Annotated in this window: 14 protein-coding genes; all 14 read right to left on the reverse strand. The window is 53.0% G+C overall.

Features of this window, described 5'->3' with window-relative positions; all coding sequences use genetic code 11:
* Positions 1 to 28 precede the first annotated feature (28 nt).
* The 14 genes from proS to nuoH all read right to left on the reverse strand — a co-directional run bounded on the left by proS (position 29) and on the right by nuoH (position 14,156).
* On the reverse strand, positions 29 to 1,348 hold the full coding sequence (gene proS / locus TMES_RS13345) for a proline--tRNA ligase (RefSeq protein WP_085583309.1): 1,320 nt from the start codon (positions 1,346 to 1,348) through the stop codon (positions 29 to 31).
* Positions 1,349 to 1,533: 185 nt separating this feature from the next.
* Complete coding sequence (locus tag TMES_RS13350; RefSeq protein WP_143589650.1) at positions 1,534 to 1,977, reverse strand: hypothetical protein; 444 nt, start codon at positions 1,975 to 1,977, stop codon at positions 1,534 to 1,536.
* A gap of 464 nt (positions 1,978 to 2,441) precedes the next feature.
* Positions 2,442 to 2,693 carry a DUF1467 family protein gene (locus TMES_RS13355; protein WP_085583313.1) on the reverse strand — a complete coding sequence of 84 codons (252 nt, stop codon included), beginning with the start codon at positions 2,691 to 2,693 and terminating at the stop codon, positions 2,442 to 2,444.
* A gap of 94 nt (positions 2,694 to 2,787) precedes the next feature.
* Positions 2,788 to 3,192, reverse strand: a complete 405-nt coding sequence (mce, locus tag TMES_RS13360) for a methylmalonyl-CoA epimerase (protein ID WP_085583315.1) — start codon at positions 3,190 to 3,192, stop codon at positions 2,788 to 2,790.
* A gap of 74 nt (positions 3,193 to 3,266) precedes the next feature.
* Positions 3,267 to 4,940, reverse strand: coding sequence for a ribonuclease J (locus tag TMES_RS13365; protein WP_211275919.1), 1,674 nt, complete (start codon positions 4,938 to 4,940; stop codon positions 3,267 to 3,269).
* A 74-nt stretch (positions 4,941 to 5,014) separates the two neighbouring features.
* Positions 5,015 to 5,812, reverse strand: a complete 798-nt coding sequence (locus TMES_RS13370; protein ID WP_085583317.1) for a type III pantothenate kinase — start codon at positions 5,810 to 5,812, stop codon at positions 5,015 to 5,017.
* Positions 5,813 to 5,886: 74 nt separating this feature from the next.
* Entirely contained in the window at positions 5,887 to 6,645 is a 759-nt protein-coding gene (locus tag TMES_RS13375; protein WP_085583319.1) for a biotin--[acetyl-CoA-carboxylase] ligase, read from the reverse strand.
* A gap of 1 nt (position 6,646) precedes the next feature.
* Complete coding sequence (gene nuoN / locus TMES_RS13380) at positions 6,647 to 8,086, reverse strand: NADH-quinone oxidoreductase subunit NuoN (RefSeq protein ID WP_425444056.1); 1,440 nt, start codon at positions 8,084 to 8,086, stop codon at positions 6,647 to 6,649.
* Between the two features lie 11 nt (positions 8,087 to 8,097).
* Positions 8,098 to 9,615: an NADH-quinone oxidoreductase subunit M gene (locus TMES_RS13385; protein ID WP_085583323.1), complete on the reverse strand. Its 1,518-nt coding sequence runs from the start codon at positions 9,613 to 9,615 to the stop codon at positions 8,098 to 8,100.
* A gap of 6 nt (positions 9,616 to 9,621) precedes the next feature.
* Positions 9,622 to 11,616, reverse strand: coding sequence for an NADH-quinone oxidoreductase subunit L (gene nuoL, locus TMES_RS13390; RefSeq protein ID WP_085583325.1), 1,995 nt, complete (start codon positions 11,614 to 11,616; stop codon positions 9,622 to 9,624).
* A gap of 9 nt (positions 11,617 to 11,625) precedes the next feature.
* On the reverse strand, positions 11,626 to 11,934 hold the full coding sequence (nuoK, locus tag TMES_RS13395) for an NADH-quinone oxidoreductase subunit NuoK (protein ID WP_022732390.1): 309 nt from the start codon (positions 11,932 to 11,934) through the stop codon (positions 11,626 to 11,628).
* Positions 11,934 to 12,542, reverse strand: coding sequence for an NADH-quinone oxidoreductase subunit J (locus tag TMES_RS13400; RefSeq protein WP_085583327.1), 609 nt, complete (start codon positions 12,540 to 12,542; stop codon positions 11,934 to 11,936). The genes nuoK and TMES_RS13400 overlap by 1 nt, the downstream gene beginning before the upstream one ends.
* A gap of 80 nt (positions 12,543 to 12,622) precedes the next feature.
* Entirely contained in the window at positions 12,623 to 13,111 is a 489-nt protein-coding gene (gene nuoI, locus TMES_RS13405) for an NADH-quinone oxidoreductase subunit NuoI (protein ID WP_085583329.1), read from the reverse strand.
* A 31-nt stretch (positions 13,112 to 13,142) separates the two neighbouring features.
* Positions 13,143 to 14,156: an NADH-quinone oxidoreductase subunit NuoH gene (gene nuoH, locus TMES_RS13410; RefSeq protein WP_085583331.1), complete on the reverse strand. Its 1,014-nt coding sequence runs from the start codon at positions 14,154 to 14,156 to the stop codon at positions 13,143 to 13,145.
* Between the last annotated feature and the right edge of the window lie 41 nt (positions 14,157 to 14,197).

Genomic DNA, 14,197 nt, shown 5'->3' on the forward strand with positions numbered 1-14,197 from the left:
GGCGGTATAACCGCCCCGCATACGGCATTCAGGCACCGATCCGGTTTAAGGCAGCCTCAAGGGTGACTTCGGAACGTTCACCGGATTTACGGTTTTTAAGCTCCACCACACCATTGGCCAAACCTTTGGGTCCAATCACGATCTGCCAGGGCAAACCGATCAGGTCCATATCGGCAAACTTGCCGCCCGCACGAATGTCGCGGTCATCATACAGCACATCAATTTTGGCATTTTTGAGTTTGCCATAAATATCTTCACAAGCTGCATCACAGGCATCATCACCGGTACGTAAATTGATCAGGCCAACGCGGAAAGGTGCGACTTCTTCCGGCCAGATAATGCCGTTTTCATCATGTGATGCCTCGATCAAGGCCCCGACAAGCCGGGAAACACCAATACCGTAAGATCCCATCATGACCGGCACTTCCTTGCCATCCGGGCCCAAAACGGTAGCGCCCATCGGTTCGGAATATTTGGTGCCGAAATGGAAGATATGCCCCACTTCAATTCCGCGCGTCGCAATCAGGTCATCGCCCGCAACAGGGCAATTTTCGGGAACGTGCTTTTCCTCGGTCGCGGCATAATCTTGCAGGGTTTTCTGAACCCATCCTTCAAGATTGGTGCGATCATTCAGGTCCACGCCCTGCCCGGTCAGATCTTTTTCCAGCCATTTTTTATCGCAGAACACTTCACTTTCGCCGGTATCGGCAAGAATGATGAATTCATGGCTAAGATCGCCCCCGATCGGGCCGGTATCGGCCACCATCGGAATGGCCTTCACGCCCAAACGCGAAAATGTCCGGCAATAGGCCAGGAACATTTTATTATAGGCATGACGCGAGCTTTCGTAATCGATATCGAACGAATAGGCATCTTTCATCAGGAATTCGCGCCCCCGCATCACGCCAAAGCGCGGGCGGATCTCGTCGCGGAATTTCCACTGAATATGATACATCAGCTGCGGCACTTGCTTGTAGGACCGAACGTCTTTGCGGAAGATATCGGTGATGACTTCCTCGTTGGTCGGGCCAAACAGCATGTTGCGGTCGTGACGGTCGGTAATGCGCAGCATTTCCAGACCGTAATCTTCATAACGACCGCTTTCCTGCCACAGCTCGGCGGGCTGAATGGTCGGCATCAGCAGTTCGTTACAGCCAATCGCATCCTGTTCTTCACGAACAATCTGTTCGATCTTTTTCAGAACGCGATACCCCAACGGCAACCAGGAATAAATGCCGGCCGAAAGCTGCCGCACCATCCCGGCACGCAGCATCAACCGATGAGAAACGATCTGGGCTTCTGACGGGGTTTCTTTAAGGGTAGGCAGAAAGAACTGGGAAAGACGCATCAATGCCTCGTGATCAAGCAGTCTGGAAAGGTAACAATTACCAAAAATCTTGCCCGGAACATGCGACAGCCACAGCGGAAAGGCAAGACGGAACTTGTAGATTGGCGGAATGCGCCAGCAATGAAAACCCTGAAATCTGCAACCTCGGGTGAGGCGCCATTTTCTACATGCGTTTCGACAGAACCTTAACGATACCCCGCAGCCCGGCATGCTGCAATCAAATCGGCATTTTGCGCAGCATTTCCGATGGGCTTGTCATTAAAAAACACCTGGCCATTACGATAGGTAATTCGGCCAAGGCTCCCCTCCCCGCCAATTCCCGTGGGGGATGCAATGCCGGCAAATTCGAAAAAATCGACGGTCACCGGAAATTCAATCACATCTGGTAATGTAATCGGGTTTGTTTCGGCCTCCGGGCCCTCGGCCGGGGTTACGGCCTGCCCGTCCACATCAACACCGGGTTGATATTCCACACCCGGTTCCGGCTGATAGGCGACGACGGCTTCGCAGGCGTTTTTGCTAACCGTGACGGTTGGCGGCGAAGATGCCGTCGATTCTTTTTGCACAGAATCCGCAGCAAAACCGGGGCCTGAAAAAGCTGTAAGTGCAGCAAAAACAGCTACAAGCACCTGTAAACACGCCTTTTTAGTCGGAAAAAGAACAAACAGCCGCATGGCAAAAACACCTTCTAACTATTTGACGTAACAAGATTTTGTTACACAACGTTACATCCATTTGTGAAGTTTGGTCAAAACATCTTGCATAAACGTGAATTATATGGCTTTTTAACCGTCCTGAAACGACGCAAGATCGTGATGGATAGACGAACCGCAGCCGCTCAAAAAATGCGGGAGGCTTTTTTGCCAATAAGCACAAAAGAAGCAGGCGCGACGTCGAAAAAAAACCTGTGCCAATGAGCCCAGGTCTAGGAGGAAGTAATAAAGATAACGGGAAAACAGCTATAAAATAGCGCTAAAGCAAGATCTTAGGGTCTTGCTTTTTTTTTGTTCCCGCACCCCGAATTTCGCAAAAAGCAAAAGGGGAAATCCCGGAAGATTTCCCCTGCCATCTGTTTGACCAACGCATATGGGCCCTATTTAAAGGCGTCTGCAGCCGGGCGAATATCGATCAGGCCACTGGTAATGACAAAATAGGCAATCGCCCACAGGATGGCCGAAATCAAAGATGTTGCGAGGATTTTCTTCCACATATGGGGCTGTTGTGGCGCACCGCTGTCATGGCCTTTTTCAACCACTTCCTGGCGACGCACCCCAACGGGCAATACCGTAAACAATACCAGCCACCAAATAATCAGATAGGTGACACACCCTGAAAACCAGCCCATAGGACATCCTTGCAAAAACAGTTCAGCATTACCGTGACTCTAATCGCCACGCCCTGCCTGCAGTAATCATTCCCACAGGACCGGCACGCTCAGATCAGATTTGTTCAAGTTCAACCAGCGTGCCATTAAAATCCTTGGGATGCAAAAAAAGAACCGGCTTGCCATGCGCCCCGTTTTTCGGCTCGCCCGTGCCCAGAATACGCGCCCCCTGCGCAATCAGACGGTCCCGCGCGGCCAGTATGTCTTCCACCTCGTAACAAACGTGGTGAATGCCCCCGGCCGTATTTTTTTCCAGAAACGACCGGATCGGCGAATTTTCGCCCAACGGATATAAAAGTTCGATCTTGGTATTGGGCAGTTCAACAAAAACCACCCGCACACCATGATCAGGTTCGTCCTGCGGTTCGGAAACATGTGCGCCCAAAACATCGCGATAAAGGCGTATGCCTTCGTCAAGATCGGGAACGGCAATGGCAACATGATTTAGTCGGCCAATCATGGCGGGCTCCTGCTTGCATCCTGTTTCAAAACGAATATTGCCCCGCATCTGCGATCAGCGCGGGGCAACAGGCATTATTCTTCGGTGACACGCATCAGGTGAACTTCGATCAGCGGACGTTTGCCCTGCTTTTGACGAATGGGTCGGCGCACGGCCTGGCGAATGGCCAGGATAACTGCCGAATCATTAAGCACTTCGTCGTCATCAAGCTGATCGACCCGATTGCCGATTTCGGCAGCAAAACGGTTCAGTTGCACATCGTCGTCTGCTTCGTCAAAAAGACTGGGCGCCGTAATCATGGGTTCGCCCACCATTTCGCCAAACTGGTTGAGCACCACGGTCACAAACATCACACCATTCCACATGATGCGATTACGATTGCGAATGGTGTTGGAATCCCGTTTGATCAGCCGTCCGCCATCCAGGCACAAAATACCGGTATCGACTTCCTCGATCACGCTGGCAAAGCCCGGCGACAAGCGAATAACCGTGCCATCATGCGGGATGACTGTTTCGGGTATCTGGCATTCGCGGCCCAGATTGGCCTGTTCACGCAAATGGCGCGGTTCACCATGCACCGGCACCAGAATTTTGGGTCGGGTTAGTTGATACATACGGGCAAGATCGGCCCGCCCCGGATGACCGGACACATGGATCGGCTCGTCGCGGGCGGTGATTACGTTGATGCCACGTTTGATCAGGGAATTTTGAATATAACCAATCGATTTTTCGTTGCCCGGAATTTCCCGTGCCGAAAAAATCACGGTATCCCCGGCATCAAGCTGAATGGTCGGGTGTTCGCCGCGCGCAATGCGGGCCATAGCCGCGCGGGGTTCGCCCTGCGACCCGGTGCAAACCAACAACACCTGATCCTTGGGAACTTCCATCGCGTCTTCGTCGGATAACAAATTAGGGTATCCGGTAAGATAGCCCACCTTTTTTGCGACCTCTGTAACCCTGCGCATCGACCGTCCGGCAAGGGCAACACAGCGCCCGCTTTCGTGAGCAGCCTCTATAATCGACTGAATACGCGCAACATTGGTGGCAAAACAGGCAATAGCAATGCGTCCGGTGGGTATTTTGGCAAACAGTTCCACCAGATTACGGGCAACCTGCCCTTCCGAGCCGGTCTCCCCTTGGGAAAACACATTGGTCGAGTCACAAATAAGGGCATTTACGCCTTCATCGCCCAAGGCTTCCAGCTTGGCCAGGTCAGCAGCACTGCCCACTTGTGGATCAGGGTCAAATTTCCAGTCGCCGGTATGGACCACAAGCCCCTTGGGCGTGCGAATGGCAAGGGCATTTGGTTCCAGAATCGAATGGGTCATCGTGACCATTTCGATGTCAAAGTCGCCAAGTTTAAAACGCCCGCCCAGTTCAATTTCGTGAATGGGAACCTGATCGGCAAAATCGGTTTCGGCCAATTTGGCACGCAAAAATTCGGCGGCAAACGGGGTTGCATAAATCGGGCAACGCAGACGCGGCCACATATAGGGCACCGCCCCAAGGTGATCTTCGTGGGCGTGGGTTAAAACCAGCCCCAGAAGTTTGTCTTTGCGGGCTTCGATAAAGGACGGGTCCGGCATGACAACATCAACGCCAGGCAAGCCTTCCTCACCAAAGGAAACCCCCATATCAACCATCAACCACTGGTCATTATAGCCATAGAGATTAAGGTTCATCCCGATCTCGCCGGAACCACCCAGCGGGACAAACAGCAACTCATCCTTTGGCAAAAACAAATCCACGAAACCTCACTTTTCCGATCAAACCGATTGCGAAACGTATGAAAAACCATACGCAGCCAATAACATAAATTCTTTTACGCCAATTGTCCGGCTTTGTCGTTTTCCAAATTTTGACGATATATCATCAAAAGCCCCAGCATCGTCAAATCGCCGTGCGAATGACCAATTTCGTCAATCGCCTTTGCAAATAACGGTGCAAGGCCACCTGTGGCAACAACCTTCATTGCCGGTTCGTTCTGCTGGCTGCGAATACGCGCCAAAAGTCCTTCGATCATTGAAATATAGCCCCAATACACGCCCGACTGCATTGCTTCGACGGTATTTTTGCCAACCACGTTGCCCGGTGCCTCGACGGCAACCATGGGCAATTGCGCCGCCGCCATATGCAGGGCCTTGATCGATAAATTAACCCCAGGCGCAATAATACCGCCCAGATAATTCCCCTGCCCGTCAATAACATCAAATGTGGTGGCTGTGCCAAAATCCAGCACCACCAGCGGGCCGCCAAACAAACGATGGGCCGCCACAGCATTCACCAGCCGGTCCGCGCCCACTTCGCTGGGCCGATCCATGATGACTTTCATTTTCAAGTCAACATTCGGGCTGCCAACGATCATGGGGTCGACACTAAAATACTGGCGACACAGGGTCTTCAAACTGAACTCGGCGGCAGGCACAACCGTTGCAATGATCGCACCGCTAATAGCATCGCGGGGAACGCCCGATAGTTCGAAAAGATGATGAAGCCAGACACCCAGTTCGTCTGCGGTGCGCTCAACCGTTGTTGAACAGCGCCACTGCCCTTTTATGGCATCGCCGTCAAATACGGCAAAAACGATATTGGTATTTCCAGCATCTATTGCCAGCAACATGGTCGCTCATGGTTTCCCTGGTTAAGATGCCTGATATGGCATCTTCATTGTCCCAAAGCGAAAGGCGCGTCCGGTCAGCTTTTGAAAAACACTTCGCCCGCGCCGATAACATGCTCCGTGCCATTCTCGTCTTTTAAAATCAGGGACCCGCCATGATCAAGCCCGACGAAAGTCCCGTTAAGGGTGCGCTCGCTTAACCGCGCCACAATCGGCTCGCCAAAACCATAGGCGCGCGCCAGCCAGCTTTCGCGCACAGCGTCAAACCCGCGGGCGTGCCATTGCGCCAACAAATCATCAATACGGGCACTGTAGGCCGAAATAAGGTCTTCGATGCGAATCATGGCGCCAAGATCGGCCAGAGAGGTAGAGGGGCGGTCAACGTCATCAGGATGAAATGCAATATTCACCCCGGTGCCAATCACCAGATAATCGGTATCGCGGCCAGAAAGCGACGCACTTTCGAGCAAAATGCCGCACAATTTTCGCCCGTTAACCATCAGGTCATTGGGCCACTTGCATTTGGGGGTTACCTGCCCTGCCGTAACAATATCGATGGCTTCGGCCATTGCCAAAGAGACCAGAAATGTCAGGCGGGCTGATTCTTGTAACGGGCAATCGGGGCGCAACAAAAGTGACAGGAACAGATTGCCAACCGGCGATCTCCATTCCCGCCCCCGGCGCCCGCGACCAGCAAGCTGGAGCCGGGCCCAAATAAGGGCGCCACTTGGGGCGCCCTTATCTCCGAGGCGCTTGGCCTCTTCATTGGTACTGTCGATGACGTCGTGGAAATGCAGAACATATCCGTTAGGAAGACGTACGACAGGATCGCGCATATTAATGTCCGAACAGTGAGGAAGCAGCGGCCGCAGCACTATCGGTTAACGGGTTCGGGAAGAACACGAAAACCATAATAATGATGGTGGCCACAGCCATGATCACATTAAGTTCGGTGCCGTTGCGATCAAAGCCTTCGACCGGTTCATCGAAATACATAACCTTGATCACGCGCAAATAGTAATACGCGCTGACAACCGAGGTCACCAAACCGATCACCGCCAGGGTAATCAGGCCGGAATCAACGGCGGCCTTGAACACATAGAACTTACCGAAGAACCCGGCGAGCGGCGGAATACCAGCCATCGAGAACATCAGAAGTGCCGTTGCCGCAGCCATCAGCGGTTTGGTCCGGGACAGGCCCGACAAATCGGCAATTTCTTCGACCATACGATCATGACGACGCATCGACAGGATAACGGCGAAGGTACCGATATTCATCACCAGATAAATACCCAGATAAACCAGCACGGCCTGAACACCAGCCTCTGTTCCTGCGGCCAGCCCGACAAGAGCAAAACCAACATGACCGATTGATGAATAAGCCATCAGACGTTTGATATTGTTCTGGCGCAGGGCCGCAAACGAGCCCCAAACCATCGAGAGGATGGAAACCAGAACAATGATCTGCTGCCAGTCGGCGACGACATGGGCAAACGGCCCCAGTGCAACCCGCACGAACAGGGCCAAACCGGCAACTTTCGGGGCAACCGCAAAGAATGCGGTTACCGGGGTCGGTGCGCCTTCGTAAACGTCCGGCGTCCACATATGGAACGGTGCGGCCGAAACCTTGAAGCACAGACCGGCGAAAATAAACGCCAGCCCCACCAGCGTTCCAACCGACAGACCGCCGTTGCTAACAGCGTCGCTGATCACATTAAAGTTGGTTGAACCGGTAAAGCCATAAACCATCGACATGCCGTAAAGCAGCATTCCCGAGGCAATCGAACCCAGAACAAAGTATTTCAGGCCCGATTCTGTGGCACGCACGGTGTCACGACGAATGGCCGCAACAACGTAAAGTGCCAGACTTTGCAGTTCCAGACCGACATAAAGCGACAGCATGTCAGATGCCGAAACCATGGCCATCATGCCAACGGTTGCCAGCATCAGCAGGATCGGAAATTCAAAGCGTGCCATCCGTTCGCGTTCAGCGAACTTCATCGACATGATCACACCAAGAGCCGAACCGGTCAGGATCAGAACCTTGCAGAACCGCGCAAACGGATCCGCCAGGAACTGGCCTGAAAATGCCGACCCGTTATCGCCCGTGATCACAAGGATCACGGCGATAACCATCGCGCCAACAGCAGCCCAGGAAACGGTGCGGAACGAACGGTCCTTGCCGGTGAAAACGCCCAGCATCAATAACGCAAGCGATGCAACGGCCATAAAGATTTCGGGCAATGCCACCCCGAGGTTGAGCATAGAATCTCCCATGTTCATTCCCCTTAATTCGCCGCAAGCTGCGCGGCACTTGCCGCAGCGGCCTGCGCCGTTTCAACTTGGTTGACCAAATGCAGAACCGATGCATGCATGATATCGAGGAACGAGCTGGGATAGATCCCCATCCACAGAACCACAATAATCAGCGGCGCAAACAGCAGCCATTCCCGCGGGCTCAGATCAAGAATGTTCTTAAGGTTTTCCTTGGTCAGTGCCCCGAAAATGATCCGGCGATACAGATAAAGCGCATAGGCCGCACCGAGGATCAGACCGGTTGAGGCAAAGAAAGCAACCCAGGTATTGGCTTCAAAAGCCCCCAACAGGGTCAGGATTTCGCCAACAAAGCCACCAGTACCGGGCAAGCCAACCGACGCCATGGTAAAGAACATGAACGTGAAGGCATAGCCTGGCATGCGGTGAACAAGGCCGCCATAGGCATCAATTTCGCGGGTGTGCATGCGATCGTAAATCACGCCAACACACAGGAACAATGCACCGGACACCACACCGTGGCTCAGCATCTGAAAGATCGAACCTTCAAGACCATGCTGATTAAAGGTGAAGGCACCAACAGTGACAATACCCATATGCGCGACAGAGGAATAAGCGATCAGCTTTTTCATGTCTTCCTGTGCCAGTGCCACCAGAGAGGTATAGATAATGGCAATGATCGACAGGGTGAAAATCAGCGGGGCAAAGGTTTCAGATGCCAGCGGCAACATCGGCAACGAGAACCGCAGGAAACCGTACCCACCCATTTTCAAAAGCACACCGGCCAGAATAACGGAACCTGCCGTCGGTGCTTCCACGTGGGCATCGGGCAACCAGGTGTGGACCGGCCACATCGGCACCTTGACCGCAAAGGAGGCAAAGAAAGCAAGCCACATCCATAGCTGGGCCTGATAGCTGAAGGTATGCGTCATCAGGGTCGGAATGTCGCTGGTGCCGGCATCGAAATACATGGCCATCAGCGCGACCAGCATCAGAACCGAGCCCAGCAGCGTATAAAGGAACAGCTTGAAAGCTGCATATACGCGGCGCGGCCCGCCCCAGACGCCGATGATGATAAACATCGGGATCAGCACACCTTCAAAGAAGATGTAGAACAGCATGGCATCAAGCGAACTGAACATGCCGACCATCATGGTTTCAAGAACCAGGAACGCGATCATGTATTCCTTGACCCGTTTCTGAATGGCTTCCCATGCGGAAAGAATACAGATCGGGGTCAGGAACGTTGCCAGAATGACAAACAGAACCGAAATACCGTCAACACCCATGTGATAGGACACATTAAGGCCCGGCATCCATTCCGCCTTTTCGACGAACTGGAAGTTTGCGGTTGTTGTATCAAAGTTGATCCACAGCATCAGCGATGCCAGGAAAGTAAATCCAGACGTCCACAGCGCGACCCAGCGCGAGTTGCGGGCGACATTCGCTTCTTCACCGCGGATCAGGAGGATAAAAAATGCCCCCAATAGCGGTAAAAAAGTGATGATCGAAAGAATTGGCCAATCACTCATCGCCCGTTAACCCATCTTCCAGATTGTGTAAGACACCAAGGTCGCAATACCGATCAGCATGGCAAACGCATAGTGGTAGACGAAGCCGCTTTGCAGGGCGCTAAAGCGCCGCGCAATATTGCGACATGCTGCAGCAACACCGTCCGGACCAACACCGTCGATCAGGGCGCCATCGCCTGCCTTCCAAAAGCCACGACCCAAAGCAAAGGCCGGCTTGACGAAGATCGCGTTATACAGCTCGTCGAAATACCATTTGTTCAGCAAGAAGCGGTAAACACCATTAAAGGTATTCGCCAAAGTCCGCGGCAGCGACGGCACCAGACGATACATCAACACCGCCAAAGCCAGGCCAAGCATCATGGCAACAAACGGTGCCATTTTGACCCACTCGGGAACGTGGTGTGAATTTTCCAGTGCCTGATGGTTTTCAGAAACAAAGATCGCACCGTTCCAGAAGGACAGCATCTCTTCGTAATTGCCACCAAACCAGTTTACGGCAAACCAGCCCGCAAACACCGCACCAACAGCCAGGATCAGCAACGGAACCGTCATTACAGCCGGGCTTTCATGAACATGTGCCATGGTGCGTTCATCCGCACGCGGGGCACCAAAGAAGGTCATGAAAATCAGACGCCAGCTATAGAACGACGTCATGAAGGCCGCAATGATCCCCATCCAGAAAGCATAGGTACCAACACCGGTATGAGCGGCAAAGGCGCTTTCAATGATCATGTCCTTGGAATAGTAACCCGCCAGGCCCGGAACACCGGTAATCGCCAAGGTCCCGATCAGCATTACGCCAAAGGTAAGCGGAACCATTTTCCAGATACCGCCCATCTTGCGCATGTCCTGTTCATCGGACATGGCATGAATGACCGAACCGGCACTGAGGAACAGCAAAGCCTTGAAAAAGCCATGTGTCATCAGGTGGAACACGCCCGCGCTATAGGCAGAAACGCCGCACGCAAAGAACATATAGCCAAGCTGTGAACAGGTCGAATAGGCAATCACACGTTTGATATCGTTCTGAACGCAACCGATGGTCGCGGCAAAGAACGCCGTGGTCGCACCGACAACCGTCACAATGGCAAGGGTGGTTTCGGCATATTCAAAAATCGGCGACAAACGCGCGACCATGAACACACCGGCCGTCACCATCGTTGCCGCGTGAATAAGGGCCGAAACCGGCGTCGGGCCTTCCATTGCGTCAGGCAGCCAGGTATGCAGGCCCAACTGGGCCGATTTCCCCATCGCGCCAACGAACAGCAGGAAGGTTGCAATGTTCAGGGCCGAAAAGTCATGACCAAGGAACACCAACGTTGCACCGGAAACTTCTTCGGCATTGGCGAAGATGGTATCGAACTGCACCGTGCCAAACAGCACATAGACAGCAAAGATACCCAGCGCAAAGCCAAAGTCACCCACGCGGTTAACCAGGAATGCCTTGATAGCCGCCGAAGATGCCGACGGTTTGGAATACCAGAAACCAATCAGCAAATAGGATGCAAGGCCCACACCTTCCCAACCGAAAAACAGCTGGATCAGGTTGTCTGCCGTTATCAGCATCAGCATGGCAAAGGTAAACAGGCTGAGATAAGCCATGAAACGAGGCTTGTCAGGGTCGTGCGACATATAACCGATGGAATAGATATGAACCATCGACGATACGCCGGTAACCACAATCAGCATCACGCAGGTCAGCGTATCAAACCGCAGCGACCAGTTTGCCGTGAAGTCACCCGAACTGATCCAGGTGAACAGATCGAGCGTTACCGGATTGCCGTTGAGGGCAACATCGATAAAGGCCGCAACGGACAACGCCGCCGCCGTCACCACACCCGCCACAGTTATAAGCTGTGACAGACGATCCGAGGTCGAGACACCGTGATGATGATCATCATGGGCAGCAGGTGCATTGGCTGTTTTCATCGCCCCGACAAGGGTGATCAAACCGGCAATGATGGCCGCGATAAGGGGCAGGAAAACGATCAGAGCGTACATATCTGTGCCTTACCCCTTCATCATGTTGATGTCTTCAACCGCGATCGTGCCGCGATTACGGAAATAGACCACCAGGATCGCCAGGCCAATGGCAGCTTCCGCCGCCGCAACCGTCAAGACAAAGATGGTGAAAACCTGGCCAACCAGATCGCCCAGAAAGGACGAAAAAGCGACGAAGTTAATATTGACTGCCAGCAGCATCAGTTCGATCGACATCATGATGATGATGACGTTCTTCCGGTTCATGAAGATACCGAAAATCCCGAGGGTGAACAGGATGGCAGCGACAGTCAGGTAATGAGCAAGTCCGATTTCCATCAGATCCCCCTACCGACCGGTACTTTTTTGATTTCAAGGGTCTCGGCGCGCTGGCGCTGGACCTGCTGGGAAATATTCTGGCGACGGACACCTTCACGATGACGCAGGGTCAGAACGATTGCGCCGATCATTGCCGTTAACAACACCAGACCGGCAGCCTGGAAGATATAGGCATAGTCGGTGTAAAGCAGCATCCCGATTGCATTAACATTGTTGACCCCGACTGGAACAGGCTGGGCGATGGCCGCCATTTTGGCATCGGTCATAACCCAACCGCCACCCACAAAGGCCAGCTCGACAAACAATACAGCAGCAACCAGAACACCAATCGGCAGGTAGCTCAGAAATCCTTCGCGCATTTCGACAAAGTTAATGTCGAGCATCATGACGACGAACATGAACAGAACTGCGATGGCGCCGACATAGACGACAACCAGAAGCATGGCGAGAAATTCAGCGCCCAACAGGACAAAAAGCCCGGCAGCGTTGAAAAACGTCAGAATTAGAAACAACACCGAATGAACCGGGTTGCGTACAGTTACCACCATGGCGGCAGAGATAACTGCAATAATGGCAAACAGATAAAAAGCCAAAGCCTGTACGACCATAAGGTACCCCCTTGGCGAAACGCCTCCGCAAGCGGCGGAAGGCGCTCCATGAACTTTTTCTAAACGATCAGACGCGACACTTACCGGTAAGGTGCGTCTGCCTCCAATCGTGCAGCAAGCTCGGATTCCCAACGCTCGCCATTTTCAAGGAGCTTGTCTTTATCGTAAAGAAGCTCCTCGCGGTTTTCGGTTGCGAACTCAAAGTTCGGACCTTCAACGATTGCATCCACCGGACAGGCTTCTTCACAGAAACCGCAATAGATGCATTTCGTCATATCAATGTCGTAACGCGTTGTACGACGGGATCCGTCCATGCGGGGCTCCACCTCGATGGTGATTGCCTGGGCCGGACAGATGGCTTCGCACAACTTGCATGCGATGCAGCGCTCTTCTCCATTCGGATAACGGCGCAAGGCATGTTCGCCACGGAAACGCGGGCTTAGCGGACCTTTTTCATACGGATAATTCAGCGTCACCTTTGGCTTGAACATATATTTGAAGGTGAGCGCCATACCGGAAAGTAGTTCCACCAGCAGGAAACTCCGGGCCGTCCGATCTATAAATGACATCGTTTACCTCTCTCTTGCCGATGCGCGGCGATCAGGCCGGGATTTTGTCGAAAACGACCAGGAACGTGGCAACCAGCATGACCCAGGCAAATGACAGCGGCAGGAAAATCTTCCAGCCCAGGCGCATCAGCTGGTCATAACGGTAACGCGGGAAAGTGGCACGTACCCAGAGGAAAATGAACAGAACCATGCAGATCTTGATGATAAGCCACAACGGACCGGGAATGAAATCCAGGAATGGCAACGGCGCTTGCCAACCACCGAGGAACAGGGTGGCGCAAAGGGCGCTCATCAAAATCATGTTGGCGTATTCGCCAAGGAAAAACAGCGCAAAGGTCATCGCTGAATAATCAACGTTATAACCCGACACCAGTTCGGCTTCCGCTTCGGGAAGGTCAAACGGGGCACGGTTTGTTTCCGCAAGGATCGAAACAATGAAAACCACAAACATCGGCAGATGATAGATGAAGTTCCAGTTCCAGAACCCGCCCGACTGCGCGTGAACAATGTCGGAAAGGTTTAGAGACCCGGTGGTCAGCAAAACCGAAATAATGATCAGGCCGATCGAAATTTCGTACGACACCATCTGCGCTGCTGAACGCAACGCGCCCAGAAAAGCGTATTTGGAGTTGGAAGCCCACCCGGCCATCACGATGCCATAGACACCCAGTGACGAAATAGCGAACAGGTAGAGAATACCAACATTAAGGTTGGAAACCACCAGGCCTTCGCCAAACGGGATCACCGCCCAGGCAACAAGTGCGAGAATGAAGGTCAACATCGGTGCAATAAGAAACACCGCCTTGTTGGCACTGGTCGGAATGACCGTTTCCTTCAAAAACAGCTTCAAGCCGTCTGCCAGTGGCTGCAACAGGCCGAAAGGCCCAACCACATTCGGGCCTTTGCGCATTTGCATCGCGCCAATCACCTTGCGTTCGGCATAGGTGAGATAGGCCACAGCAATCAGCAAGGGAAGCACGATCACCAGGATTTTAGCGACGATCCAAATTCCTGGCTGAATATATCCGTCCCAAAGAAGTTCCATCGGTCAAACCGTATCTTTTGCGTTTGGTCCCGTCATCGGGA

This window comes from Thalassospira mesophila, from assembly GCF_002115755.1.
GTDB classification, from domain to species: domain Bacteria; phylum Pseudomonadota; class Alphaproteobacteria; order Rhodospirillales; family Thalassospiraceae; genus Thalassospira; species Thalassospira mesophila.